At 66.8% G+C, this 26,915-nt stretch carries 23 protein-coding genes; 9 read left to right on the top strand and 14 right to left on the bottom strand.

From position 1 onward, the window contains the following. The first annotated feature begins 55 nt into the window (after positions 1-55). The 4 genes from MRBLWH12_RS02400 to MRBLWH12_RS02385 are packed head-to-tail and all read left to right on the top strand — an operon-like array spanning position 56 to position 4,859. A complete protein-coding gene (locus tag MRBLWH12_RS02400) occupies positions 56-1,291 on the top strand; it encodes a hypothetical protein (RefSeq protein WP_363545710.1) in 1,236 nt (411 codons plus the stop codon). Continuing rightward, a complete protein-coding gene (locus MRBLWH12_RS02395; protein ID WP_363545708.1) occupies positions 1,275-2,450 on the top strand; it encodes a glycosyltransferase in 1,176 nt (391 codons plus the stop codon). The genes MRBLWH12_RS02400 and MRBLWH12_RS02395 overlap by 17 nt, the downstream gene beginning before the upstream one ends. Before the next feature lie 5 nt (positions 2,451-2,455). Further along, positions 2,456-3,622 (top strand): glycosyltransferase family 4 protein, encoded by a 1,167-nt coding sequence (locus MRBLWH12_RS02390; RefSeq protein ID WP_363545706.1) that lies wholly within the window; start codon positions 2,456-2,458, stop codon positions 3,620-3,622. Between the two features lies 1 nt (position 3,623). Further along, a complete protein-coding gene (locus tag MRBLWH12_RS02385; RefSeq protein WP_363545703.1) occupies positions 3,624-4,859 on the top strand; it encodes a glycosyltransferase in 1,236 nt (411 codons plus the stop codon). Here the strand turns inward: MRBLWH12_RS02385 and MRBLWH12_RS02380 are convergent. Beyond that, on the bottom strand, positions 4,836-5,984 hold the full coding sequence (locus tag MRBLWH12_RS02380; RefSeq protein ID WP_363545701.1) for an acyltransferase family protein: 1,149 nt from the start codon (positions 5,982-5,984) through the stop codon (positions 4,836-4,838). The genes MRBLWH12_RS02385 and MRBLWH12_RS02380 overlap by 24 nt on opposite strands. Before the next feature lie 87 nt (positions 5,985-6,071). On the opposite strand from MRBLWH12_RS02380, the gene MRBLWH12_RS02375 reads away from it, so the two are divergent. Further along, positions 6,072-7,154: a glycosyltransferase gene (locus tag MRBLWH12_RS02375; protein WP_363545698.1), complete on the top strand. Its 1,083-nt coding sequence runs from the start codon at positions 6,072-6,074 to the stop codon at positions 7,152-7,154. Between the two features lie 20 nt (positions 7,155-7,174). Here MRBLWH12_RS02375 and MRBLWH12_RS02370 read toward each other — a convergent pair whose 3' ends face one another. The 4 genes from MRBLWH12_RS02370 to MRBLWH12_RS02355 are packed head-to-tail and all read right to left on the bottom strand — an operon-like array spanning position 7,175 to position 11,672. Continuing rightward, positions 7,175-8,968 (bottom strand): ABC transporter ATP-binding protein, encoded by a 1,794-nt coding sequence (locus MRBLWH12_RS02370; RefSeq protein ID WP_363545695.1) that lies wholly within the window; start codon positions 8,966-8,968, stop codon positions 7,175-7,177. Between the two features lie 12 nt (positions 8,969-8,980). After that, entirely contained in the window at positions 8,981-9,967 is a 987-nt protein-coding gene (locus MRBLWH12_RS02365) for a Gfo/Idh/MocA family oxidoreductase (protein ID WP_363545693.1), read from the bottom strand. Beyond that, positions 9,967-11,064 carry a DegT/DnrJ/EryC1/StrS family aminotransferase gene (locus MRBLWH12_RS02360; protein ID WP_363545690.1) on the bottom strand — a complete coding sequence of 366 codons (1,098 nt, stop codon included), beginning with the start codon at positions 11,062-11,064 and terminating at the stop codon, positions 9,967-9,969. The genes MRBLWH12_RS02365 and MRBLWH12_RS02360 overlap by 1 nt, the downstream gene beginning before the upstream one ends. Then, on the bottom strand, positions 11,061-11,672 hold the full coding sequence (locus tag MRBLWH12_RS02355) for an acyltransferase (RefSeq protein ID WP_363545688.1): 612 nt from the start codon (positions 11,670-11,672) through the stop codon (positions 11,061-11,063). The genes MRBLWH12_RS02360 and MRBLWH12_RS02355 overlap by 4 nt, the downstream gene beginning before the upstream one ends. 81 nt (positions 11,673-11,753) lie before the next feature. Between MRBLWH12_RS02355 and MRBLWH12_RS02350 the strand changes: the two genes are divergently transcribed. Further along, positions 11,754-12,440, top strand: a complete 687-nt coding sequence (locus MRBLWH12_RS02350) for a glycosyltransferase family 2 protein (RefSeq protein WP_363545686.1) — start codon at positions 11,754-11,756, stop codon at positions 12,438-12,440. A gap of 5 nt (positions 12,441-12,445) precedes the next feature. After that, positions 12,446-12,820, top strand: coding sequence for a DUF2304 domain-containing protein (locus tag MRBLWH12_RS02345; protein WP_363545684.1), 375 nt, complete (start codon positions 12,446-12,448; stop codon positions 12,818-12,820). Here MRBLWH12_RS02345 and MRBLWH12_RS02340 read toward each other — a convergent pair. The 5 genes from MRBLWH12_RS02340 to rfbA form a co-directional block, all read right to left on the bottom strand. Further along, complete coding sequence (locus MRBLWH12_RS02340; protein WP_363545681.1) at positions 12,817-14,775, bottom strand: DUF6541 family protein; 1,959 nt, start codon at positions 14,773-14,775, stop codon at positions 12,817-12,819. The two genes, MRBLWH12_RS02345 and MRBLWH12_RS02340, sit on opposite strands and share 4 nt — an antisense overlap. After that, positions 14,772-15,509 carry an ABC transporter ATP-binding protein gene (locus MRBLWH12_RS02335; protein WP_363545678.1) on the bottom strand — a complete coding sequence of 246 codons (738 nt, stop codon included), beginning with the start codon at positions 15,507-15,509 and terminating at the stop codon, positions 14,772-14,774. Before MRBLWH12_RS02335 ends, MRBLWH12_RS02340 begins: the two co-directional genes overlap by 4 nt. Further along, complete coding sequence (locus MRBLWH12_RS02330; RefSeq protein WP_363545675.1) at positions 15,506-16,408, bottom strand: ABC transporter permease; 903 nt, start codon at positions 16,406-16,408, stop codon at positions 15,506-15,508. The genes MRBLWH12_RS02335 and MRBLWH12_RS02330 overlap by 4 nt, the downstream gene beginning before the upstream one ends. A gap of 118 nt (positions 16,409-16,526) precedes the next feature. Beyond that, positions 16,527-19,013 (bottom strand): FG-GAP repeat domain-containing protein, encoded by a 2,487-nt coding sequence (locus MRBLWH12_RS02325; RefSeq protein WP_363545672.1) that lies wholly within the window; start codon positions 19,011-19,013, stop codon positions 16,527-16,529. Between the two features lie 76 nt (positions 19,014-19,089). Beyond that, a complete protein-coding gene (rfbA, locus tag MRBLWH12_RS02320; RefSeq protein WP_363545669.1) occupies positions 19,090-19,962 on the bottom strand; it encodes a glucose-1-phosphate thymidylyltransferase RfbA in 873 nt (290 codons plus the stop codon). A 74-nt stretch (positions 19,963-20,036) separates the two neighbouring features. Here rfbA and rfbB point away from each other — a divergent pair, with 74 nt between their 5' ends. Continuing rightward, positions 20,037-21,035 (top strand): dTDP-glucose 4,6-dehydratase, encoded by a 999-nt coding sequence (gene rfbB / locus MRBLWH12_RS02315; RefSeq protein ID WP_363545666.1) that lies wholly within the window; start codon positions 20,037-20,039, stop codon positions 21,033-21,035. Continuing rightward, entirely contained in the window at positions 21,035-22,441 is a 1,407-nt protein-coding gene (locus MRBLWH12_RS02310; RefSeq protein ID WP_363545663.1) for a bifunctional dTDP-4-dehydrorhamnose 3,5-epimerase family protein/NAD(P)-dependent oxidoreductase, read from the top strand. Before rfbB ends, MRBLWH12_RS02310 begins: the two co-directional genes overlap by 1 nt. Positions 22,442-22,456: 15 nt before the next feature. On the opposite strand, the gene MRBLWH12_RS02305 is transcribed toward MRBLWH12_RS02310, so the two are convergent. The 4 genes from MRBLWH12_RS02305 to MRBLWH12_RS02290 all read right to left on the bottom strand — a co-directional run bounded on the left by MRBLWH12_RS02305 (position 22,457) and on the right by MRBLWH12_RS02290 (position 26,805). After that, the gene (locus MRBLWH12_RS02305; protein WP_363545660.1) at positions 22,457-23,530 is read right to left on the bottom strand and encodes a glycosyltransferase; all 1,074 of its coding nucleotides are present in this window, start codon (positions 23,528-23,530) and stop codon (positions 22,457-22,459) included. 89 nt (positions 23,531-23,619) lie between these two features. After that, positions 23,620-25,092 carry an LCP family protein gene (locus MRBLWH12_RS02300; protein ID WP_363545657.1) on the bottom strand — a complete coding sequence of 491 codons (1,473 nt, stop codon included), beginning with the start codon at positions 25,090-25,092 and terminating at the stop codon, positions 23,620-23,622. Further along, positions 25,089-25,556, bottom strand: coding sequence for a 5-(carboxyamino)imidazole ribonucleotide mutase (gene purE / locus MRBLWH12_RS02295; protein ID WP_363551281.1), 468 nt, complete (start codon positions 25,554-25,556; stop codon positions 25,089-25,091). Before purE ends, MRBLWH12_RS02300 begins: the two co-directional genes overlap by 4 nt. Positions 25,557-25,680: 124 nt before the next feature. Next, positions 25,681-26,805, bottom strand: a complete 1,125-nt coding sequence (locus MRBLWH12_RS02290) for a 5-(carboxyamino)imidazole ribonucleotide synthase (RefSeq protein WP_363545654.1) — start codon at positions 26,803-26,805, stop codon at positions 25,681-25,683. Positions 26,806-26,915 lie beyond the last annotated feature (110 nt).

Below are 26,915 nucleotides of genomic sequence, written 5' to 3'. Positions count from 1 at the left end.
CGTCTCGATAGACTGAGGACATGACCGCTGCCCGTTCCACGATCGCTCCGCGCTCGTGAACCGCAATCGTCTGCCCCGCTGGATCAACTCCCTCGTCGACCTGATCGCGGACGCACCGATGAGTCCGATCGGCCGGATCGCCGCACGACGGCTGGGAGCTGCAGCCCCCGCAGGGAGCGTTGCGGTCACGGAGTTCGATGACAAGCCGATCAGGGTCCTCATCACCCCGATGAACTACTCCGGGCAGGGCAGAGCGTGGGCCCGGGCGCTGGAAGACGCGGACGCATCAATCTCGGCCCGCAACATGGCTGTCGATGTTCCCGGCGGATTCTCGTTCGACGCGGACCTCGTCGTTCCGGTGGGCACCTACCACAACGGAGTCGAGTGGCAGAGACGCCAGTTCGATGCCGCGAGCCGGGCCACCCACGTCCTGATCGAGGCCGAGGAGCCTCCGTTCGGTCGAATGCTGTCTCGTTCCGTCGTCGCTCAGGCTGCGGCGCTCCAGGATCGGGGCGTCGATGTCGCCTATCTCGCCCACGGCACCGATGTCCGGCTTCCATCCCGTCACATGTCCGACAATCCATGGTCGCACTACGGCGACCCCACGGTCTATGCACCTCGGGCGGAGGTCCTCGCAGCGAGGAACATCCGACTGCTCGAGGCGAGCGGCCGCCCCCTCTTCGTCTCCACCCCAGACCTGCTGGACCATCTGCCGTCGGCGAGCTGGTGCCCCGTGGTCGTCGACCCCGCTCGCTGGGCGACCGAACGCCCCCGCGACGCCACTGGCCCGCTGCGGGTCGCCCATGTGCCGTCGGTGTCCACCGTGAAGGGAACGCAGCTCATCCTCCCCGCTCTGGAGAAACTCGCCGCGGAGGGTGCCATCGACCTCCAGCTCATTCAGGGCGTCCCCAGCGCGGACATGCCGGCCGTGTTCGCGGCGGCCGACGTCGTGGTGGATCAGGTGCGAATCGGCTCCTACGGCGTCGCGGCCTGCGAGGCGATGGCCGCCGGATGCATCGTCGTGGGCCACGTCTCCCCCCGCGTACGCGAGGAGGTCGAACGACGCACCGGACGGGCGCTTCCGGTCGTCGAGAGCGACCCGCTCAGCGTCGAGACGACACTCCGGGGCCTCGCCGCCCTCTCGGATCGTTCCGGGATTCGTGCGGCAGGCATCGACTTCGTGCATCACGTCCACGATGGACGTATGGCCGCAGCGGTATTGAGGAACGAGTGGATCGAGCCACGGGCGAGGTCCGAGCAGGAAGGTGACGCACATGCATCCCGCGATTGAGCGGATCTGGAAGCTGGTGCCGAAGCCGGCGCAGGACTTCATCGCCGCGGCCGTCGACCGGGTGAACGGCGTCGTTCCCCCGCCTCCTCCTCAGCCCGACCTGACGCGGCGCCACCGCGTCCTCATCGGCCCCGTGAACTACGCCGGTCAGGGCTACCGCTGGTCCCGGGCGATCGAGGAGACCGGGGACGCCTCGGCGCGGAACTTCGTTCACGCCGAGAATAACGTGCTGCAGTATCCCGCTGACTATGTCGTGCCGTGGCGTACCTCGGAGCACTCGCGCGCCTGGCAGCGCGCCATGGTCAGCACGATCGCGGACGACTACACGCACGTGCTCATCGAGGCCTGCGTCCCCGTGCTGGGCGGGATGTTCGACGGAGACCTTCGTCGTCAGGTGGCACTGATGCAGCGCAACGGCGCACAGGTGGGGATCATCGGGCACGGCACCGATGTCCGTCTGCCGTCGACGCACCTGCTGTCGACGCCGTGGTCCCACTTCGTCGACAGCGACGAATGGGTGGCCGCGGAGAGGGTCGAGGCCGTCGTCGCAGAGAACCTGCGCGTCATCGGAGAACTCGGGTTGCCGACGTTCGTCTCGACGGCGGGTCTTCTCATCGACCTTCCGGAAGCGCACTTCCTCGGCGTGGTCATCGAGCCGGAGAAGTGGGCCAACACCGCACCCCTGCTTCAGCGCGATCGCCCCCGGGTCGTCCATGCTCCGACCCACCCCCATGTCAAGGGCACTCCCCTGATCGTGCCGGCCGCGCAGAAGCTGCACGATGAAGGACTCATCGAGTTCGTGCAGCTGGACCGCACCCCGAACGAGGAGATGGCAGCCGTGCTCGCCTCTGCCGACATTGTGCTGGACCAGTTCCGTGTCGGCGACTACGGCGTCGCAGCATGCGAGACGATGGCGGCAGGTCGGCTGGTGCTGGCGCATGTGACCGATCAGGTGCGCGCAGAAGTGGAGCGCCACGCCTCGATGCCGCTGCCGGTCGTGGAGGCGACTCCCGACAACGTCGAGACCGTGCTCCGCGACATCGTCGCCCGTCGCGAGCACTACCGCGCGATCGCCGCATCCGGCCCGGAGTTCGTCCGCCGACTCCACGATGGCGCGTTCTCGCGCGAGGTGCTCATGAAGCACTTCCTGACTGTCTGATCTCCATGCTCGTCACCATCGTCTCGCGCATCTACCGACCGGAACCCTCCGCCGCGTCCCTCTTCCTGGGAGCTGTGGCCGATGAGCTGACCAGCCGAGGAAACCGAGTGGTCGTGCTGACGGCCCGACTGCCGAAGCGGATGGAGACTCCGCGCTACACCGAGGTCGTCCGCACGTTCCCGGTCGTCCGCGACCGCCAGGGCTACGTGCGGGGCTACATCCCTTATCTGAGCTTCGATATCCCGCTGACGTTCCGGCTGCTCTTCATGCGCCGGCCGGACGTCGTGTTCATGGAGCCGCCGCCCACCACCGGCGTCGTCGTGCGGGTCGTGTGCGCGTTGCGGCGCATCCCCTACGTGTACGACGCGGCGGATGTCTGGTCCGACGCCGCCGATCAGGCCACGAACTCCACGCTCGTGATCCGGGTTCTCCGCGCGATGGAGGGGTTCGGCATGCGCGGCGCGGCGCGCCTCGTCACGATCTCGCAGGGGGTCGTGACGCGAGCGCGAGCGCTCGGTGTCAGCCGCAGTATCGATGTCACGGGGTTCGGCGCGGACACGAGCGCCTTCGCTCCGGACCCCTCGGTTCCGGTACGACGGCTGTTCGTCTATGCGGGAAGCTACTCGCCCTGGCACGGCGCCGAGGCACTCGTCGACGCCTTCGGGATATTCGCGCGGGAGCATCCCGGCTACACACTGCGCTTCATCGGCAACGGCAGCGAGCGAGAGGTGATCGAGGCGCGGGCGAGAGAGGCCGGGGTCGCCGACGCCGTCGAGTTCTTCGCCGCGGTGCCAGCCAAAGAGCTTCTTCCTCACCTGAACCAGGCGGTCGCGAGTCTGGCGACCCTGCGTCCGGACACGGGGTACGACTACGCCTTCACGACCAAGGCGTATTCGTCCCTCGCCGCCGGCTGCCCGGTGATCTTCGCCGGCCCCGGACCGACCGCGCCGTTCCTACGGGAGGCGAATCGCCACGTGCGCGCCGGAATCGCATGCGAATACAACGTCACGCAGATCGCGATCGCGATGGCTCAACTCGCCGACTCGCCCCTCAGCTCCGACGAGAGGGACGCGGTCGGACGATGGACCGCGATGGAGCATTCGCTCGCGGCAGTCGCGGGTCGAGTCGTCGACAGCATCGAGGCGGCCGCCGCACGCTCGGAGGGCGACTGAGATGGGTATCGCGCATGACGTCGCCGGATGGTTGGTCCGCCGTCGTTCCTCCCTTCCGAACTGGATGGCCCGCATCATCGATGCTCCGGCGCGGAACCCGGATGGCGTGATCGGGCGACTCGCATACCGGATACTCGGTAGCAGTGGCGCACGGAACACCGAGGTACCGGATGCCGCGATCCGCGTCTACATCGCTCCCACCAACTATTCCGGTCAGGGTTTCCTCTGGGCTCGCGCGCTCGAACGCGCTCACGAAGAACTCGGCGCGCGCAACATGGCCGTAGACATCCCCGGAGGGTTCGCCTTCCCGGCGGACACGACGGTGCCGATCGCGGTCAACAGCGCGTCCTCCGAGTGGCAACGCGGCGAATGGGCGGCTGTCCGGGCCTTCACCCACGTTCTCATCGAGGCGGAGCGGCCCATCTTCGGCGGACTCTTCGATCGGCGCGTGGTCGCCGAGGTCGAGGCCCTCGAGGCGGCCGGTCTGTCGGTAGCCTTCCTCAGCCACGGAACGGACATCCGCAGTCCGCGCACTCATGCCGCACTGACCCCCTGGTCCCCCTACCCGGAGGACCCGCGCACCGATGCGCTCCAGTCCGACGCCGATGCGAACATCGCCCTGCTCGAGATGTTGCGACGCCCGACTTTCGTGTCGACGCCCGACCTCCTCCTCGACGTCCCCTGGGCCCGCTGGTGCCCCGTCGTCGTCGATGCCGCCCGCTTCGCCGTCGACCGCCCTGTTCTGCAGGAGCGCACCGCGCGTGTCATCCACGTCTCAAGCTCCGCGGTTCAGAAGGGCAGTCATCACATCGGACCTGCGCTGCAGCCGCTAATCGACGCCGACGAGATCAGCTATGACCTCGTGGCGGGCGTGAGTTCCGAGAGCATGCCCGCCGTCATCGGAGCCGCAGACATCGTGCTCGACCAGTTCCGGATCGGCTCTTACGGCGTCGCTGCCTGCGAGGCGATGGCGGCAGGACGGATCGTCGTCGGCCATGTCCTCCCGGCGGTGCGTAAGCACATCCGGGACGAGACCGGCCTGACGCTGCCAATCGTCGAGGCCACCCCCGAGACCCTGCGAACCGTCGTCAGCGAGCTGCTCGCCGATCGACCGCGCGCACGAGTGATCGCCGAGAGCGGCCCTGCATATGTCGACGCGGTGCATTCCGGCCGCAGGAGCGCCGAGGTTCTGCTGCGAGACTGGATAGTCGGGTCAGGCGACGCCCACAGGAACTGACCTCGTCGCGTCGCGCCTGTCCTTCCAGCGCCGCATCCGCCGCTCGACGGGGTGTTCCACGAAGGTGTGCAGCGCCCAGGCCGCCACGATGCAGACGGCCAGCAGAACGATGTACCAGATCAGGTTCATCCAGGAGGGCGGCTGCAGCCCGAACAGCCGCAGGGCCGTGTAGATGACGGTCGCGTGGATGAGGTAGAACGCGAACGACCACTCGCCCAGCTTCACCTGGACACGGGTGTCGAAGAAGACCCGATGCCCCTTCAATGAGGCCGATGCGAGTGCCACGATGGCGACCGCGCACCCGACCGTGAACAGCTCGTTCGCGAACGTTCCCACGTAGCCGATGAGCGGCACGACGCCGTTCAGACGGCTGCTGAGGACGATGGCCAGGATGGCGGCCGCCATGGCTCCGACGCCGACGAAAGGATGAATCCGCGGTCGCCACCCGGACCGCATGGCCCAGGCCAGCGCCATACCCAAAACGAACTCGGGGAGCCGCTGGACCGGCAGAGGCACCAGCGGCAACCACGACTCCGGGGCGAGCGCGACGCCCGCACGGTAGACGAAGGCGTAGAGGATCACGCCTGCCGCGAGGAGGAGCGCACCACGCTTCGCCATCGGCACGAGGACCCGCGAGATCAGCGGGTGCAGGGCGTAGAAGAACGCCTCGCAGGTCAGTGTCCACGCGGCTGGGTTTCCCGAGAAAAGGATGAGCGGATTGGACCACCAGGCTTGGAGCAGGACGACCGAGAGGGCGAGGATGCCGATATCGAACGGCTTGAGGAAGCTGCCCTCGGGGATCGCGGCGAACGTATAGAAGACAGGGATCGCGAGGATGAGTGCGACCATGTGCGAGGGCCAGATCCGCGCGAAACGCCTCCAGTAGAACGTTGAGGTGGAGACGGCGGGCCGCGCCGACCACGTGAGAACGAAGCCCGAGAGCACGAAGAAGAACGTGACGCCGAAGTACCCGTACGAGAACACCTGAGCGAGCACGCCCGGAACCGGAGCGAAGACGAGCATGTGATAGAAGAAGACGAGGAATGCCGCCCACCACCGGAGGCCCGTGAGCGCGTCGAGTCGCTGCGTCGGCTCGGCGAGGACGTTTCGGGAGGGCAGCGTCATCTGTCTCGGTTCCGGTATCGGGGGCGGTCGATAACCCAGGATACCCGGCGGCTCGCCGGCGCCCCGCCGCGCCGTAGAATTCCAGTGATGAGCACCCCGCAGATCGACGTCGTGATCCCCGTCCACTCCGCCACCCGTCCGGTGGATCGCGCGGTGAAGTCCGTTCTCGACGGCACCAGCACCGCGGTGCGCGTCAGCGTCGTGGCGCACAACATCGATCCGTCGGTGATCGAGGCCAATCTCGGCTCGCTGCTGTCCGACGACCGCGTGCGCCTGCTCCCGTTCGAGGACGGCATCCGCTCCCCCGCTGGCCCCATGAACCACGGTCTCGACCAGGCGACCGCCCCGCTCATCGCAGTGATGGGGTCGGACGACGAACTGGCCGCGGGAGCGATCGACTCGTGGGTGCGCCTCCAGGCCGAGACCGGGGCATCGACCGTCCTCGCGCGGATTCGGATCGTCGGACGCGGGAACGATCCCTACCCTCCCGTTCGCAACGGCCGACGGCAGCGATCGCTCGACGCGCGGAAGGATCGTCTGGCCTACCGGTCCGCGCCACTCGGCGTCGTCGATCGCGAACGCTTCCCGGACCTGCGCTTCACAGAAGGTTTGGCGTCCGGTGAGGATCTCGCGTACACCGCGACGCTCTGGTTTACGGGCGAGCACATCGCCTACGACATTGCGGGTCCCGCCTACCTCGTGCACGATGACGCCGACGACCGGGTCACATTCGCGGGCAGGGATGTCGCCGCGGACTTCGCTTTCCTCGACGCCATCGAGGCCACGCCCTGGTACCCCTCGCTGGGTCGAGCGGGCCGTCAAGCGCTGGCGATCAAGGTACTCCGCGTGCACGTGTTCGACGCGATCCTCGCGCGCGTGAACGCGCGGGAGGGACTGGAAGCACATCGACGCGACCTCATCGCCGTGATGGACCGCCTCGAGCGGATGGCGCCGGGCGTGCTGGGGCTCCTCGCGCGCGTCGACCGCCAGGTCATCGATGAGGTTAAGAACTCATCGCCAGACCCGGCACGGATCCTGCACCTCCTCGACGCGCGGTGGAACTATCGCACGCTCGGCGCGCTCACGCCCCGGAATCCGTTCCTCGCACTGCACCGGCAGGCACCGTTCCGCACGCTGTTCGCGGGGCTGCGCTCGATGTCCGCCACCTGAGGCTCGGGGGCGGGGGCGGCTCAGTCGAGATCTCTGGCGAGGCCAGCGAGCACGACCTGCTCGGCGAAGTCTGGAAGCATCGACGCAACTTCGAGGAACGTGCCGGATGCCGCGATGACGCCCTGGTCGACGTAGCAGATCCTGTCGTAGTCCTTGATCGTCGACAGCCGGTGCGCGACCGAGATCAGCGTCACCTCTCCCTGCAGCGCACGGATCGACTTGGTCACCTCGTCCTCGGTCTTGGTGTCGAGCGAGCTGGTCGCCTCGTCGAGGACGAGCACGAGCGGATCGGTGTAGAGCGCGCGGGCGATGCCGAGACGCTGCTGCTGACCGCCGGAGAGCGAGACGCCTCGCTCTCCGATGCGCTCGTGGACTCCACCGGAACGCGAGCGGATGAGCGGTCCGAGCTGTGCGCGCTCGAGCGCGTGCAGGACCTTCTCCTCGTCCACCTCTTCGGTCCAGGTCAGAGCCACGTTCTGCGCGATGCTGCCGTCGAACAGGGCGACACGCTGTGGGACATAGCCGACGCGACCCCGCCACTGCTTAAGCACGGAGTTCAGCGGGGCGCCGTCGATCGTGATCTCGCCGCGCGATGCCTGGCTGAGACCGAGCAGAAGATCGATGAGCGTCGACTTGCCGGCGCCGGAGGGCCCGACGATGCCGAGCGAGCTCCCCAGCGGAATGTCCAGGGACATCCCGCGAATGACATCCTCCGACGCGTTCGGGTAGCGGAACCGCACATCGTCGAGCCGCAGCTCACGAGGGCTCTCCGCGAGGACGGCCGTGTCTGCCGGGGCTGATGAGGTCTCCATGTCGCGCTCCGCGGACATGAGGTCGCCGATGACGTCGAGGGCGGACGGCGTACTCGCGACCGCCTGGACGATACCGCCCTGGATGCCGGTGATGGCGGGGATCAGCCGGAAGCCGGTCGCCGCGAACAGTGCCACAGAGGAGAGCGCCGCGGTGAGTCCGCCCTGCCAGAACGAGAAGCCGCCGATCAGGATCACGCCGCCGATCAGCGCGGCTTCGAAGGCGAAGCCGGGGATGATGCCGAGGAATGAGCCGTTGGCGCGCGCGCGCACCGACCGGCTGCGGTTCGTGGTGACGAGATCGGAGACCTCCGAGAGGCGGTTCCGCAGACTCAGCTCCTTGAGCGCCTCCATCATCTCCGTCATGAGGATCGCCACGCGATAGCTGTACGTCAGGTTCACCTGCGCCGCCTCGAGCGAGCGCTTTGTGACCACCTGGTGCACGATCAACGCCACAAGTCCCAGATAGACGAACGCGATGATCGCCGTGACCGGATCGGCGACGAGCAGCACCGCGATGATCAGGACGAACGTGAAGATCATGCTCGGAACACGCATCAGAGGCAGCAGGAATCCAGCCATCGTGTTCGCGATCCCGGCATCCGCGATGCGAGTGATCTCCGCCACCGAGCGCTTGGAGCGCTCCTCCCAACTGGAGTTGATGTACGCCTTGAACATCCGGTCGCCGATCTCCAGCTCGTACTTGGCGAACCGGCGGGTGGCGAACCAGTGGAGCGTGACGGAGAGCACCGACTTGAGGATGATGAGCACGCAAGCCGCGAGCGCCAGCAGCGGCATCGTCTCCTGCGGGATCTCGCCGATGATCGGCAGCGAGAGCGTGCCTCCGGACAGCGCCGGCCCGATTATGAGCGCCAGCAGCGACATCGCGACGACATCGAGTGCGGTGATCACCGTGGTGGCGACCATGTATCCGGCGAAATAGCGCCGCGCGCCTTCGGGCAGCAACGGCAGGAGGTCCCGGAGGACCGGCCAGATTCTCTTCATACGCTCCGCTACTCAGAAAGTGGTCGATACGCCGGTGGCGGCGGAGGTGACCGCACCCTCGACGACGGCAAGTGTGTGCAGTCCCTGCTCCATCGTGACGAGATCGCTCGGCTTGCCCAGCACCGCGTCACGGAAAGCCTCGTGCTCCACCTTGAGCGGTTCCCGCTTCGCGTAGGAGTACCGGGTGATGTCCCCCTCGGAGACACCCCGGAACGAGGAGATCGTGTCCCACTCCAGCGGGATCGTCCCGTTGGCGTAGAACGTCAGGTCGCCCGTGGACGTGTCTGCGATGAACGTGCCACGGTCTCCCGTGACGACCGTGACGCGCTCCTTCATCGGTGAGAGCCAGTTGACGAGGTGGTTGACGATCACGCCGTTCGCCAGGCGACCGGTCACGGTGATCATGTCCTCGAACTCGCGACCGCTGCGGTGGGCGGTCTGCGCGAAGACGGTCTTGTACTCGCTCTGGGCGACCCAGCTGGTGAGATCGATGTCGTGGGATGCCAGGTCCTTCGCCACGCCGACATCGGCGATGCGCGCGGGGAACGTGCTCTGACGGCGTGTGGCGATCTGGAACACATCGCCGAGCTCACCCGCCTCCAGGCGCCGACGCAGCTCCTGCAGTGCGGGGTTGAATCGCTCCACGTGTCCGACTGCTCCGACCAGTCCGCGCGAGGCGAAGGCATCGGTCATCCGACGGCCTGCCTCGACGTTGTGGGCGATGGGCTTCTCGACCAGCGTGTGCACACCGGCCTCGGCGAGCTTGAGCGCGGCGTCTTCGTGGAAGCGCGTCGGCACCGCGACGACCGCGATGTCGATACCCGCAGCGATGAGCGCATCGATGTCGGGAAGGATCTCCAGTCCACCGGCGACACCGTGAGGGTCTCCCCCGGGGTCGGCGATCGCGACCAGGTCGACGCCGTCGACATCACGCAGCACACGGGCGTGGTGACGCCCCATCATCCCGACGCCGAGCAGTCCGGCACGCAGATTCGCCATCAGGCACCTGCTCCGGCGACGGTGTTCACGGCGGCGACGATGCGCTCGAGGTCGTCCTGGCTCAGCGACGGATGAACCGGAAGCGAGACGACTTCGCGGGCGGCACGCTCGGTCTCCGGAAGGTCCAGACCGGGCGCGAATTGCGTCAGCGACGGCAGACGGTGGTTCGGGATCGGATAATACACCCCGGCACCGACGCTGTGCTCGTTCTTGAGGGCGGCGACGAAGCCGTCGCGGTCCTCGGGCACGCGGATCGTGTACTGGTGGTATACATGCACCGCACCGTCGGCCACGGGCGGCACGATGACTCCCTGCAGGTTCGCGTCGAGGAACGCCGCGTTCTCCTGCCGCGTCTTCGTCCAGGCGCCGACCTTGGTGAGCTGCACTCGGCCGATCGCCGCGTGGATGTCGGTCATCCGCGCGTTGAAGCCGATGACCTCGTTCTCGTACTGGCGCTCCATGCCCTGGTTGCGCAGCAGCTTGACCCGGCGGGCGATCTCGTCGGTCGCCGTCGTGACCATTCCGCCTTCGCCGCTGGTCATGTTCTTCGTCGGGTACAGGCTGAACATCGCGAACTCGCCGAACGAGCCGACCGGACGACCGTCGAGCGAGGCTCCGTGAGCCTGCGCAGCATCCTCGTAGAGGGCGACGCCGCGCTCGGCCGCAAGCTTCTCGAGCTCGCGCATGCGTGCCGGGTGCCCGTAGAGGTGCACCGGGAGGATGCCCTTGGTCTTCGGCGTGATGGCCGCGGCGACGGCCTCGGGGTCGAGCGAGAACGTGTCGGGTTCGATGTCGACGAACACGGGGGTGCCGCCGGTGAGGGCGACCGAGTTGCCGGTGGCGGCGAAGGTGAAGGAAGGAACGATGACCTCGTCGCCCGCACCGACGCCGGCAGCGAGCAGACCGAGGTGGAGCCCCGCGGTGCCGGAGTTCACCGCGACGGAGGGGCGCCCGGGCACGAAGTGCGCGGAGAACTCCTGCTCGAACGTCGCCACCTCGGGCCCCTGTGCGATCATGCCGCTGCGCATCACGCGGTCGACAGCAGCGCGCTCTTCGTCTCCGATGATCGGCTTTGCTGGGGGGATGAAATCGCTCACACGGTCTCCTTGATCAGTTTTCCGTCAGTCTCGATGTAGTGCGCGCCGGTCGAGGGGCACACCCAGGTCTTCTCGTCATCACCGGCGACGAGGGGCACGCCGGATTCTCCCACCCAGCCGATGCGGCGGGCGGGCACGCCGGCCACGAGCGCGTAGGCCGGCACGTCTTTCACGACGACCGCGCCTGCGGCCACCGTGGCCCAGGCACCGATCGTCACGGGAGCGACGCACGTCGCCCGTGCTCCGATGGCTGCGCCGCGCTCGATCGTCACACCGACCGGCTCCCAGTCGTGGGCGCTCTTGATCGTTCCGTCGGCGTTGATGGCGCGGGGATAGGTGTCGTTGGTGAGCACCACGGCCGGGCCGATGAACACGCCGTCGCCGAGCTGGGCCGGCTCGTAGACGAGTGCGTAGTTCTGCACCTTGCAGTTGTCGCCCATGACGACGCCCGTGCCGATGTAGGCGCCGCGTCCCACGATGCAGTTCTCACCGAGCTGAGCATCCTCGCGCACCTGAGCGAGATGCCAGACGGAGCTGCCTGCTCCGATCTTCGCCTCAGGGGACACATCGGCCGAATCGACGATCCGGACATCGGTCGGTGAGGGCATGCAGAACTCTTCTCGCAGGGTGGAGCAGGGGACTCGGCCATCCTATCTGTTCACTCAGCCGTTTCCTGAGAGGATAGAGGCGTGACCAACCCAGCCACTTCCGACCCGCACACCTGGGTTGTCGTCCCCCTGTTCAACGAAGCAACGGTGATCGCCGGTGTGATCGAGGGACTTCTCCCCCATTTCCCGAACGTCGTCTGCATCGACGACGGGTCCACCGACGGTTCACTCGACGTCGCCCGCCGCGCCGGCGCACACATCGTCGAACATCCCATCAACCTCGGGCAGGGCGCGGCCCTGCAGACCGGGATCGACTATGCTCTCGCGCAGCCGGGATGCGAGTACATCGTCACCTTCGACGCCGACGGTCAGCATCGCGTCGATGACGCGGTGGGAATGGTCGCGGCCGCGAGGGCGCACGGCGCGGCGATCGTCTTCGGATCGCGCTTCCTCGACGACCGCACGAATCCGGGCTGGATGAAGCGCGTCATCCTGAAGACCGCCGTCTGGGTCACCAACATGACCACCAGCGTGAAGCTCACCGACGCGCACAACGGCCTGCGGGTCATCCGGTCCGACGCCGCCCACCACATCCAGCTCCAGCAGGATCGGATGGCCCATGCCACCGAGATCGTCCTGCAGCTCGGGGACAGCGGCCTGCCGTGGATCGAGCATCCCGTCGAACTGCTGTACACCGACTATTCGAAATCGAAGGGCCAATCGGTGCTCAACTCCGTCAACATCCTCGTCGACCTGATTGTGCGGTGAACACCATGTGGATCCAGATCGTCCTCATCGCCGGTGTCGTCGCGATCGGCGCGGTGTTCATGCGCCGAACCGGCGCCGACAATCACCTCGCGATCCGGCGACTCCTCTTCGGAGCCTTCGTCCTGGTCGCCATCGTGTCCATCCTCTTCCCGCAGTGGCTGACCTGGGTCGCGAACCTCGTCGGCGTCGGCCGCGGCACCGACCTGCTGCTCTACGCGCTGGTGCTGATGTTCCTGGTGTTCGTCTACACCCAGTCCAGGCGCAACGCCGCACATCAGCGTCGGCTCACACTTCTGGCGCGCAAGCTCGCGCTTCTTCAGGCGTCGAGCCCGACCGAACAGCCGCACGACGTGGATGCCGACGGGCCGGAGAACCGCTAGTCGCAGGCGGTGATCCGCCAGAGGCTCGCGTCGCCTTCGCGCGCGACCTCCTCGAACCCCGAATGTCCGTCGAAGTCGGTCATGCCCGGCATCAGATATTCACCGGGCCCTGTTCCTCCGATGCCGAAGTCGAGCACATAGCCCGGCTCACCGTAGGCGGCGAGGGCGGGGCACACCGCGGGATCGTCACCGGCATCGCGCAGACTCGAGGAGATCACGTCCCACGCCGTCGACTGCGGCGGTGACCACGTGCGCGGAACGATGTCCCGTTCGCTCAGGACGTAGGCGAACGCCGCGCCGGTCGACGGGTTCGCGATGAGCAGTGCGTCCTCGTCCACGAGGTCGGGAAGCTCCGCCAGCAACGCGCGCTCATCGGCGGAAAGGTAGCTGCGTGCGTTCAGCGCGTACCGGGACTGCTCATCGGTGTCTGCGGCGACCCGCAGCAGGATCACCGGCGCAAGGACCACTCCGACCGCACCGATGATCGCGGTGACGGCCATGGCCACGATCGTGAGCGGCGCAGGCCGCAGCAGTGCATGGCGCCCCATCGACGTGGAGATCAGACGGATGAGCGCGGCGAGGCCGATCGCCGCGAGCGGCACCACCACGATCGGAACGATGGAGGCGAGCCGGAAGGAGTCTCCGTACCAGGGCCCTGTCAGTACGCGCTTGATCACTGGCAGATCGGTGCCGACGCTCACGATGTAGAGCACCGATATCCCGGCCCAGGCGACGATCAGCCAACGCAGGCGACGATCGCGGGCCGCGGCGACGATCCCGACGAGGAGCAGGGCGCTCATCCCGAGCGCGGGCGGCAGCAGCGAGTGACTGTTCAGCAGCACATCAACGGCAGCTCCGAGCACACCACGGTAGGACCGCCAGAGCACCGGCCCCGCAAGATAGGCCAGCGCCGCCCACACAACGGCCACAGCACCCCACCCCACCACGAGCGCGACGATCGACCAGAGACGCGCGCGTCCGGCATCATGGCGGCGTCGCAGCAGGACGGTGCCCGTGAACCACGGCATCACCAGCGCACCCCACACGAGGACAGAGGAGGGCTGGGCCAGGGTGGTTGCCGCGATCGCGAGGAGGGCGGCGGCTCCGGGCCCGGCCGACACGCGGAGGCGCTCGGCGGGTCGTGCGCCCATCCACGCGCGCACGGACGTGATCGTCAGCGCCACGGCGACGGGCACCACCGCGAGCGACAGGGCGTAGGGGTAGAGGACGCCCCACTCGAACATCAGCTGAGGGAAGGCCATCAGCCCCGCCGAGAGGGCAGCAGCCAGCGCGGTCACGGTCGCTTCGCCCCCGCTGATGACTCTGGCGAGCAGCGCGACGCCGAGGGGCCACATCACTGCTGCGATCGCCAGTGCGACGATGTTCGCGGCGATCGGGATCTGGCTGTTGTCCAGGGCCACCAGAGACGTGACAGCATGCCACGCCGCGGGGTAGAACGTCGTTCCGCCGATGAGGCCGGAGAGGTCGAGCGACGACGCCGACCCCGTCTCGGCCACCCAGCGCAGCGCGTTGAGGTGGAACACCGCGTCGTTCGTCTGCGAGATCGCGTCCGGGACTCCAACATAGGTCATCAGGCGCGCCGCGTTGAGACCGCTGCCGACGACGAGGCCGCCCGCCAGCAACCCGAGTCGCGCACGTCCTCGTCGACGCGGCAGAGCCCGCCAGCGGCTGCGACCGACCGCAAGGGACACGCCGTAGACGAGCGTGGCGACGACCAGCAGCGTGATCGCCACACTCAGGTGTCCCCAGCGGAGCCCGAGGAACGGGAACACGATCGCCAGCAGCGCCAGCAGCCCGACCGACACCGCCGGGGCGGCGGCGCACAGCACGAAGCCGCGCAGCCGCAGCGCGACGCCGATCAGCAGCCCGGGGACGAACAGCACGAGCAGCGCCAGGGCGAAGAGCCCCGCGTGCGCCAGCCAGTCGGTGATCATTCGTCGACCAGCGCGATCGCGCCCTCGATCTCACCGTCGTAGACGACCTCGCCCTTGTTGATCACCACGCCTCTGGTGCAGAGTTCGCGGACCATCTCCATGTCGTGACTGACCACGACGAGTGTCTTTTTCTTCGCGATCAGCTCGCCGAACTTGAGGCGGCACTTCTCGCGGAACGGCGCATCGCCGACCGACAGGATCTCGTCGACGAGGAGCACGTCGAGCTCGACATGGATCGCGACGGAGAACGCCAGCCGCATGAACATGCCCGAGGAGTAGTGCTTGACCTCCTGGTCGATGAACTGCTCGATCTCGCTGAACGCGACGATCTCGTCGTAGCGCTCCTCGACCTCCTTGCGCTGCATCCCGAGGATCGCGGCGTTGAGGAAGACGTTCTCTCGCCCGGAGAGTTCGGGGTGGAATCCGGCGCCCACCTCGATGAGTCCGGCCACACGGCCGCGGGTGAGCACTTCACCGGCGTCCGGCTCCATGACCCCGGAGATTAGCTTGAGGAGCGTGGACTTGCCCGAGCCGTTGAGCCCGAGGATCGCGACGGACTCACCCTCGTTGATAACGAGATCGAGTCCCTTGAGTGCCTCGAAGGTGCTGGTCGTCTTGCGGCGACGGATCCACGCGACCATCGTGTCCTTGAAGGACAGCGCGTGGTTGAGGGTGAACTTCTTGCGGACGCCATCGACGACGATGCTCGGGCGCGAAGCGGTTGCAGTGCTCATAGGTCTTGCGCGAACCTTCCCTCGAGACGTCGGAAGACGAACTGGCCGATCAGCAGCGTGCCTACCGCGATCAGGAACGTCCAGAGAGTGTTCCACGCGAGATTCGGCGGCAGCTCCATCGCCACGCTCGTGACAGGCCGCCAGAAGGCGTAGTGGAACAGCTCCACACCCTGGGTTATCGGATTGAGCAGATACACATTGACGAACCAGTCCGGCCATCCCAGCTTGTCCATCGCGTCCTGCACCATCGTCCAGGCGTAGAGCACCGGCGAGGCCCAGGTCGCGAGGAGCAGCAGGAGCTCAACGATGTTCTCCGCGTCGCGGAAGCGAACGTTGAGAGCACCGAAGAAGAGTCCCATTCCGAGCGCGAACAGCGAGACGATGATCATTCCCGCGAGCGCGGCTAGCACGCCCATCAGAGAGATGCTGGTGATCCAGCCCATGAACAGGCAGACCACGAGCAGCAGGGCGAGCTGCGGGAGGAAGTGGATGAAGGCCACGACGACGGACGACACCGCGAACAGCTGACGCGGAAGGAAGACCTTGCGCACCAGAGGCGCGTTGTTCACGATCGAGGTCGTCGCGTTCTTGAAGGCCTCGGAGAAGAGGTTGATGACTACGATTCCGGAGAACAGATAGACCGGGTAGTTCTGGATGTCTCGGTTGAGGCTCAGGAAGAGCCCGAGCACGACCCAGAACACGAGGAACTGCGCCCCGGGCCGGACGTAGGACCAGGTCCATCCCAGGATCGAGTTGCGGTATCGCGTCGTGACGCCGGTCCGAACCAGGAGGTACAGCAGGTAACGCCAGCGCACGACATCGATCAGACCCCGGCTGGTGCCGGGAGTATCGAACTCGGAACGCGGGACGACGGCGAAAAGATCTCGGGTATCTGTCACTGGCCCACTCATTCAGCTGTGGTGGCGGTCGCCACGACGCATCCCAGTATCCTATGGCACCCCTGGAAGCAGGCCGAGGACACCCCGAAGGGTGCCCCCGCGCTGTCGGACACGTCGATCAGATGATCTGCCTCATGATCTGCCACCCCGCGTCGATGCGGGTCGCGCCCGCGGTCCAACCGCCGCGGCCATTGCCTCGGTATATGTACATGTCGCCCGTCGCCGTCACCGCGAGCACGTCGACGTTGCCGTCTCCGTTGAAGTCGCCCATGCTGGAGATCGATGTCATCCCGCCCCAGCCCTGGCCGATCGAACGGATGTTGCCCCAGTTGCCGTCGCCGGTCGTCGGGTAGAGCATGAGTATTCCGCCGGCGGTCCGGCCCATGAGGTCGGCCCTGCCGTCGCCGTCGAAGTCGCCCACGCTGAAGAGGTCGGTGAACCCGGCCCAACCCTGACCGATTGTGAGGCCCGTGCCGCTGGCCCATCCGCCCGCCCCGTTCCCTCGATAGAGCCGGAGATCGCCCCGGGCATCCACCGCGAGCACATCGGCCACCCGATTGCCATCGAAGTCGACGCCACCGGCGATGCGGGTGAACGACCCCCAGCCGTTACCGATGACGACGCGGGGGCCGAAGCCGCCGCCGCTCACGCCGGGGTGCAGATAGAAGATGCCTGCAGCATCCACCTGGCCGAGGTCGCTGAATCCGTCGCCGTTGAAATCGCCCATCGGGGTCAGCCGGTCCGTCGCCGCCCAGGTGCTGGCCGGGCGCAGGATGCCACCCCAGTTGCCGTTGCCGGTCGTGCCGTACACGCGCAACTCGCCCTTGTCCGTCAGCGCCACGAGGTCACGACCAGGCACGCCGTCGAGGTTACCGGCACCCGCCGGGAGGGCTCGGGGACCCCACACCGCCGGACCGGACGCGGACGCGTTGAAGGACTGCCATCCCATCCCGATCGCGATGTCCGCGCCCAGCGCCCCGCCGCCGGCACCGCGGTACAGGCGCAGCGTCCCAGCGGAGTTCACCGTGAGGAGGTCGGCTCGGCCGTCGCCGTTGAAGTCGCCGGTGTTGAAGATGTCGGTGAAGCCGAGCCAGCCGTTGCCGATCTGCTTCGACCCCTTCCACGACCCGTTTCCGTCACCGGAGTAAACATAGAGGCGGCCGGAGCCGTCGCGCGAGACGAGATCCGCACGGCCGTCCCCATCGAAGTCGCCGTTGCCCGTGATCATGTTCATCGAAGCCCAGCCGGTGCCGACGACGCGGGGGGCGAGGAAGCCGCCGCGGTTGTTACCCGCCCAAAGCATAAGTCGGCCGCCCGCGTCTGTCGTGAACAGATCGGGCACGCCGTCTCCGTTGAAGTCGCCGGCCGGGGTCGCGAGGACGACTCCTGACCAATCGCCCGCAAGGGCCGTCGGCGCCGGGAGTGTGGTGGTCCCGTTGCTCCGCACTACCTGAGCGGCACCGGACGTCTTGATCGCGATGAAGTCGCGCCGCCCGTCACCGTCGAGGTCTCCAACGCCGAAGAACTTCTTGATCCCGGTGAGACCGGCGCCCACCTTGACGCGATCGCCCCAGGCGCCGTTTAAGTACGGGTATCCGTAGACGTCCCCCGCCCCGTCGACCCCGAGCACGAACGAACTCATATCGATCGACGACAACACGGGGACCATCGCGGTCGGGGTCTGCGTCGAACCGAACCAGTCCGTGAAGTAGTTGTAGAAGTTCCTGTTGCCGTACGCCCCACATGGAGCTTCGCCCGAGCCCGCCGCCAGCGCCGCAGCATTTGGCTGATAGGGCGTGTAGTAGTACATCGCCGACGTCGCCTTATTCGCGATGTAGACGGGCGCGCTTCCGCACCGATTGACCCATGCGCCATCGATGTACTCCAGCGGGTGATAGAGGATGTTCCAGGTCTTCCCCGGTGCGAACCACGTGAAGTACTTGCCCTCCATGTAGACCTGCATCTGACGCGCGGCCCCATAGATCTGGTGGAAGAAGCCGATGAACGCAGGGTCGCAGGGCGCGTCATCCGGGCACCCCTGGCCCAGCGCGATGTCGTACCGCCGCGCATCCGGCCACGTGTGCGTGACCAGCCCCTGCTCCTTCTGGAGCATCACGATGAGCACCTGGGGATTGATGCCGCAAGACTGGGCGACCCGATGGATGATACGGGCAGCGGTCTCGTTCGCAGCTCCCGTGTATCCCTGGCAGTAACTGTCAGCCGGACGGTTGACCGACGTGATCCTGAAGTCCTTGAGACAGACGATCGGCCTGCCCTGCGAGTCCACTCCTCCGCGGCACGTCGTCACCTTGCTGTTGAAGAATGCCTGGATCTGCGCCTCAGTCATGGTGTTCTTGGCAGTGAACACTGCGTCGCTGATGAGGTTGCCCGGTGTGAAACCGGCCAGCGTGGCCTTTACTACGCCCGACTGCGCACTCGAACCGGACGACCGTGCGAAATCGACAACCGACCTTTCGGGCGCAGCCGCGGCAGTGGCGGCGGTGGGCACCACAGAGCCGAACATCACGGCAGCAGCAGCGAGGAGGCCGACGACCAGGCGGACCTTCGCCCGGGTGTGTCGAGGAAGCAGGGCACGTCGAGACATGTGACCAGTGTGACGGAAGTAGACGGAACGGCGCCGTTGTGACACAGATATGACCATCGTGTCGCGGTGCGGTAGGTCAGAAACGACCTCGCTCCAGCATCCGGAGTAGGTACTCGCCGTACCCGCTCTTCCGCAACGGCTCGGCGCGCTCACGGAGTTCGTCATCCGTGAGGAATCCCATCCTCCATGCGACCTCTTCGGGACATCCGATCGATTGCCCTTGCCGCTTCTCGACCGCGCGAATGAAGTCCGTGGCCTCTGCAAGTGAGTCGAAGGTGCCGGTGTCCAGCCAGGCGGTGCCGCGGGTGAGCAGTTGCACAGCGAGCTTCCCCTGCTTCAGATACTCGTTATTGACGTCGGTGATCTCGAGCTCGCCCCGCGGTGAAGGTCTGAGGCTCTTCGCGATCTCGATCACATCGTTGTCGTAGAAGTAGAGGCCGGGAATCGCGAAGTTGCTCTTCGGATTCGTGGGCTTCTCCTCCAGCGAGACGACTCTGCCCGCCTCATCGAACTCCACCACGCCGTATGCCCTCGGATCGTCGACCCAATAGCCGAAGATCACACCGCCCTCAACGTCCGAGAATCGTCGAAGTTGCGTGCCCATCCCCTGACCGTAGAAGAGGTTGTCACCGAGAACGAGGGACACCGATCCGCTCCCGATGTGCTCCTCGCCCAGCAGGAAGGCCTGGGCAAGACCGTCAGGAGACGGCTGCGTCTTGTAGGTGATCGAGACGCCGAACCGAGAGCCATCTCCGAGCAATCGGTGGAACGCTTCATCGTCGTGCGGAGTCGTGATCACGAGGACATCACGGATTCCGGCGAGGATCAGGGTCGACAGGGGGTAGTAGATCATCGGCTTGTCGTACACCGGCAGCAGCTGCTTCGAGACGCCGAGGGTTATCGGATGAAGCCGGGAACCCGTTCCTCCGGCGAGAATGATGCCACGCATGCGTCATAGTCTGGCCGACTCCCCGGCAACAAGCGAGACCAAGCTGAGGGTGCGTCAGCGCTACCCTGGTCCACATGCAGAGACTGCTTGTCACCGGCGGCGCAGGATTCATCGGATCCAACTTCGTCCACCACGTGATCGAGAACACCGACGCGCACGTCACCGTCCTCGACAAGCTTACGTATGCCGGCAATCTCGCCTCTCTCGAGGCTCTCCCAGCAGAGCGCTTCCGGTTCGTGCGGGGTGACATCGCGGACGCCGAGCTGGTCGACACCCTCTTCACCAACGTCGATGCGGTGGTCCACTACGCCGCCGAGTCACACAACGACAATTCCCTGCACGACCCGCGCCCGTTTCTCGACACAAACGTCATCGGCACGTACACCCTGCTCGAAGCGGCGCGCCGCCACGAGCGACGGTTCCACCACATCTCCACCGACGAGGTCTACGGCGACCTCGAGCTCGATGACCCGGATCGGTTCACCGAATCCACGCCGTACAACCCCTCTTCCCCGTATTCCTCGACCAAGGCCGGCAGCGACCTCCTGGTACGCGCATGGGTGCGCTCGTTCGGCGTTCAGGCGACGATCTCGAACTGCTCGAATAACTACGGCCCCTACCAGCACGTAGAGAAGTTCATCCCTCGTCAGATCACGAACGTGATCCGCGGCGTCCGGCCGAAGCTGTACGGCGCAGGACTCAATGTCCGCGACTGGATCCACGCAGACGATCACTCCTCGGCCGTGCTGACGATCCTCGACAAGGGCGACATCGGCGAGACGTACCTTATCGGCGCGGACGGCGAGAAGGACAACAAGTCCGTCATCGAGCTGATTCTCACGCAAATGGGTCAGTCCGCAGACGCGTACGACCACGTCACCGATCGGGCCGGCCACGATCTCCGCTACGCAATCGACTCGACGAAGCTGCGCACGCAACTCGGCTGGACTCCTCAGTTCAGTGACTTCGAGTCCGGCCTTACATCGACGATCGCCTGGTACCGGGACAACGAGGCATGGTGGGCGCCGTCCAAGGACGCCACCGAGTCCTTCTACGCCTCCAAGGGGCAGTGATGACGGAGTTCGGCAAGTCGCTCACGATCACCGAGACGCCCATCCCCGGTCTGCTCGTCGCAGAACTCCCCGTCCACGGCGACTCCCGCGGCTGGTTCAAGGAGAACTGGCAGCGCGAGAAGATGGTGGCTGCAGGACTCCCCGATTTCGGACCCGTGCAGAACAACGTGTCCTTCAACGACGGGATCGGCACGACGCGCGGCATTCACGCCGAACCCTGGGACAAATGGGTGTCGGTCGCGACCGGCCGTATCTTCGGCGCGTGGGTCGACCTGCGCGAAGGTCCGTCGTTCGGCACGGTGTTCACGACGGAGATCGATCCCTCCCGCGCGATCTTCGTGCCGCGCGGCGTCGGCAACTCCTACCAGACCCTCGAAGCGAACACGGCGTACACGTATCTCGTCAACGACCACTGGTCAGCCGACGCCGCCTACTCAAACCTGAACCTCGCCGACGAGACCGCCGCCATCGCCTGGCCGATCCCGCTCGCAGACGTCGAGATCTCTGCGAAAGACGTCGCCCACCCAAGACTCGCCGACATCACACCCGTCCCCCCGCAGAAGACCCTGATTATCGGGGCCAACGGGCAGCTCGGGCTCGCCCTGCGCGAACTCTTCGGAGATGCCGCACGCTACGAGTACGCAGCGCGCGATAGCCTCGACCTCGCGGATTCTGCCTTCGCGTCTGCTCGTCGCTGGCGTGACTACGACACGATCATCAATGCTGCCGCGTACACCGCCGTCGATGACGCGGAGACGCCAGACGGGCGCGCAACGGCCTGGGCGGCGAACGTGATCGGCGTCGCCGCACTCGCCCGAATCGCCACCGAGCACTGCATCACCCTCGTTCACGTCTCCAGCGACTATGTCTTCGACGGAACCAAGACCGGGGCGTACACCGAAAACGACACCCCACGCCCACTGGGCGTCTACGGCCAGACCAAAGCTGCAGGTGACGCCATCATCAGCACCGTGCCCCGCCACTACATCGTCCGCACCTCCTGGGTCATCGGAGAAGGCAAGAACTTCGTACGCACGATCGCCGCACTCGCCGACAAGGGCGTTTCTCCCCACGTCGTCGACGACCAGGTCGGGCGCTTGAGCTTCACCGAGGAGATCGCGGCGGGCATCCGCCACCTCCTCGACAGAGAGGCACCATTCGGGACCTACAACCTCACCGGCTCCGGCGACGCGATCTCCTGGGCAGAGATCGCGAAGCGGATCTTCGCTCTCACCGGACACGATCCTGCCCGCGTGTCTGGAGTGTCGACGTCAGAGTACTTCGCCTCGGCGAGCGGTCCGATCGCCCCCCGCCCGAAGAACAGCGAACTCGACATCAGTAAGATTCGCGCGAGCGGCTTTCAGCCGACCGACATGATCGACGCGCTCATCGCTTATCTTCACTGACGCGCGAGCTGCGATTCACAACTCCGCGTGCAGAGCCCACACCTTCTCGGCGGCGCTCGCCCACGAGAATGCCCGCGAGCGATCCGCGCCCAGTACCTTCAGTCGCGACGCACCTCGGCCTGCAGCCTCGACGACGGCCTCTGCCAGCTCGGAGGCATCCACGAGCATTCCGCCGTCGGCGACCACGTCGCGGTGCACCCCGCTGTCGACCGCGACCACGGGAACGCCCAGCGTCATCGCCTCGATCACGCGCCACGGCCAGGCCGTGAGCGCACTCGTCGCCACGAACGCCGCAGCACCGGCGAGCACACTTGCACGGTCCTGCGCTGACAGCACGCCCCGCATATGCGCACGCTGCTCAGGGAGGCCCGCGGCCGATGCGATCTCCGCCAGACGCGGCTCCGCCCCCTCGGAGACGTCGAGCACGACGGCGTCCAGCCCGGCGGCCGCCGCACCCCGAAACCCCTCCTCGAGGGAGCCGTGCGAGCCGATGAGCACGACGTACTGTGCAGGAAGTGCAAGGTCGGTACGGCGCTCGGGAGCATCAGACGGCTCCTGATAGCCCGCCGGGGCGGCGCCGGCGATCACGCGAACGCGCTCCCCCACCTTTGCGAGGTCGACGAGCCGTTCTGCGAACGCGTGCGAGGGCACGATCACGGCATCCGCGTGCTTCACCGCCCGGCGCAGCATTCCGCGCTGCCAGGCGACCGCCGTCTTCGACATCATGTCTGCCGCCTCCCAGGCGTGCAGATCCCACAGCGTCACGGTCGTCTGATCGTTGTCGTGCACCCGGTCATGCCGCACCAGCGGAGCCATGAGCGTCGGCGCGTGAATCAGCCCACCGCCCACCCCCGGTGCGATGCCGAGCTGCCAGGAAGCGGCAAGCTCGCGTCGCGCCAACGAGAGTCGGCGCACGCCGGCGAGGCCCACCATCTCGATCTCGGCACCTGCTGCGACGATCGCTTCGATCTCGCATCCGGATGGCGTCGTCGCGATGAGGCCCTTCATCAGGTCGACGGATGCCGCCGCCTGGTCGGCATCGACGACGTGCCCCAACTGATCCAGAACAACACGCAGCCGAGCACCCATGAGGAAAGGCTAGTCTCAGTCGCGATCGCTGCCAGGACAACGCGCGATCACGACGGCCAAGTGTCAGCGACTACACAGCTTCCGGGACGTCAGGGAGCCGGAGTCTCCGTCGGCGTCGGCGGATGCAGCGCCTGCTGGATCATGTCGTGTATATGCGCGTAGTCGGGCTCATGCTCATCGACACCGAACTCGGGGGTGAGTTCGATCGTCGCGACCTTCTGCTCCTTCGCCTTGAGCATCAGATCGAAGAACTCCGGCAGCTTGTCCTGCGGCAGGTCCGTGCTGATCAACGCCGTTCCGGCAGCCGCGACCTCATTGAAGCGGGTGAGCACGGTCTGCGGCGTGAACTGGGCGAGAATGGCTTCCTGCAGTTCGCGTTGCCGCTTCATCCGATCCCAGTCGCTCGTCGTGTACCGCGACCGCGCGTACCACTGCGCGGTGTCGCCGTTCATGTGCTGCTGGCCCGGTTCGATCCAGCCGATCGCCCAGGCATCGACGTCATAAGGGTCGACCCCGTCGGGTGGCCCTCCCATCGGGAGCCGCTCCGTGACGTTGATGTCCACACCGCCGAGCGCATCGATCAGCTGGGCGAACCCCTGCATGTCGACGAAGACGTAGTACGGGATCTCGATACCCAGCACACCCTCGGCCGCATCCTTCGTCGCCTCGATGCCGGGCTCCGAGCCGTGCGCCGCCGCGTCGGGGTACAGCGCGGATCCACCGTCTTCCCGGCAGGTCTGGGCAGCGTTTCGAACGTGGTTCATCCAGCCGTTCCAACCGCACGTCGAAGACGAGTGCCCCTCGAAGAAGTTGCGGTAATCGAACCCGACCAACTCCGGCTCGCGCATCGGGCTGTCTTCCGCGAACGGGAAGTTCGGCAGCTCGCGCGGAATGCCGGTGATCGTCACGGCACCCGTCGTCGCGTTCACCGACACCACCGAGATGCTGTCGAAGCGCATGGAGTCGCGGCCCTCGCCGCTGTCGGCGCCGAGCAGCAGGATGTTGTAGTAGCCGTCACTCGGCGGAAGACTCGGACCGCTGTTCCCGAACACGGCACCGAGCGTGTCGCGGACCGACCCGACTGCCGACGCCGCGTAAGCGGTGCCGCTGCCGATCAGACCGAACAGCAGCAGCGCGACCACCGGGATCGCGAAGCGAGAGGGGCCGGGCACCTTCACAAGGCGCACCAGGCGGAGCGTGTCGAGCGTGAGCACCAGCCAGAGCACGGCATAGCCGATCAGTGCCACCTGCACGACGGTGAGCAGCGCCGCGGAGAGCAGGCCCCCGCCGACGGTCAGCCACAGCAGCGCCGGGCGCGCGAAGAGCGCCAGCCCTGCACCAACGATCACGAGCAGCCAGGCGACAAGGGTGGCGCCGAGGCCGAAGCGACCGAGCTTGCGTCTGCCGGCGAGCACCTGCGCGGAACCGGGCACGAGCACGTTGATCAGCACCAGCCACCATCCGCGCTTCGCCATCAACCCGGCGTCGCCGGCATCCGGATGCCGGAGCGGACGCGTCTCGATCAGCGGCCGCCCCACGGTGCGCGGGGGCGCAAGGGTCACAGCGACTCCTTCAGCCGATCGTTCTTCTCCCCGACCTGCGCCTCGAGCTCACGCGCATAGTCCTCGACCCGGTCGGCGAGGGCGGTGTCAGCGGTACCCAGGATGCGCGCTGCAAGGATGCCGGCGTTGCGAGCCCCGCCGATCGAGACGGTGGCGACGGGGATGCCGGCCGGCATCTGCACGATCGAGAGCAGCGAATCCATCCCGTCGAGATAGGCCAGCGGCACGGGCACGCCGACCACGGGCAGCGCGGTCATCGAGGCGAGCATGCCGGGCAAGTGCGCTGCGCCGCCCGCACCCGCGATGATGACACGGATGCCGCGGCCCCGGGCCTCACGGGCATACCGCATGAGCTTGTCGGGTGTGCGGTGCGCGGAGACGACCTCTACCTCGTGCGGAATACCGAAGTCGGTGAGCGCCTGGGAGGCGTCGCTCATCACGCGCCAGTCGGAGTCCGATCCCATGACGACACCGACCAGCGGAGCCGGAGACGAGTGCAGGGGTGCTGCGGAGGAGTGCAGAGGCTCAGTCACGATCTCAGGCTACGGGCTGGGACTGTGAGATTCCCCGAACGGCGCGCGCCCTCGGTCAGTCGAAATGTGCCGCTGCCGCACGCGCGACGTACGCGACATCGTCGAGGTCGTCGCCTGCGACGTTCACGTGGCCGACCTTGCGGCCCGGCCGCGGAGCCTTGCCGTAGGTGTGGATCTTCGCGGCCGGCTGATCGTTCATCGCCGCCGCGAATCGCTCGTCCATCGTGCCTTCCGCTGGTCCGCCCAGGATGTTCACCATCACCGACCACGGCGCCCGTGGACTCACATCTCCCAGCGGCAGATCGGCGACCGCACGCAGGTGCTGCTCGAACTGGCTGGTGACCGCGCCGTCCTGGGTCCAGTGACCGCTGTTGTGCGGGCGCATCGCGAGCTCGTTCACGAGGATGCGCTCGTCATCGGTCTCGAACAGTTCCACGGCGAGCATGCCGGTGACACCCAGACCGTCGGCGATCTTCCGGCCGATCCCCTCAGCCACCTGCGCCAGCCGCTCCGGCGCGCCCGGAGCCGGAGCGATGACCTCGGCGCACACGCCGTCGCGCTGCACGGTCTCCACGACCGGATACGCGACGATCTGGCCGCTGGGGCGCCGCGCCACCTGCTGCGCGAGTTCGCGGACGAAGGAGACGAGTTCTTCGACGAGCAGGGCTTCACCGTCGCCGAGCGTCGCGAACCAGTCGTCCGCCTCGGAACCAGCGCGCACCACACGCACGCCCTTGCCGTCGTATCCGCCGCGCGGCGTCTTCACCACTCCTCGACCGCCATGCGCGTCGAGGAAGGCCTGCAACTCGTCGGCATCTCGGACCGCGGCCCACTCCGGCTGCGGGATGCCGAGCTCGGCCAGCCGCGCACGCATGACGAGCTTGTCCTGCGCGAACTGCAGCGCATCCGGTCCCGGGTGCACGGCGACGCCGTCGGCGACGAGGGCGCGCAGTACCTCCTGCGGCACGTGCTCATGATCGAAGGTGACGACGTCGACGTCGCGGACGAATGCGCGCACGGCTTCGAGATCGCGGTAGTCGCCGACTGCGGTCGCGGCGAGTTGCGCCGACATGCCCTCATCTTCAGCGAGGACCCGCAGGTCGATCCCGATCTCGACCGCCGGAGCGATCATCATCCTGGCCAGCTGTCCTCCGCCGATCACGCCCACACGCAGCGCCATGTGCCGCCTCCATTCGTCGGGTCCATTCTCCCGCACTGGTGCGGAAGAAAAGTACGAGGTCCCGCACTGGTGCGGAAGAAAAGTACGAGGTCCCGCACTGGTGCGGAAGA

The organism is Microbacterium sp. LWH12-1.2 (assembly GCF_040675825.1).
In the GTDB taxonomy this organism is placed as follows: domain Bacteria; phylum Actinomycetota; class Actinomycetes; order Actinomycetales; family Microbacteriaceae; genus Microbacterium.
Note: the sequence above shows the minus strand (reverse complement) of the source record. Positions and strands in the feature narration are given on the sequence as shown.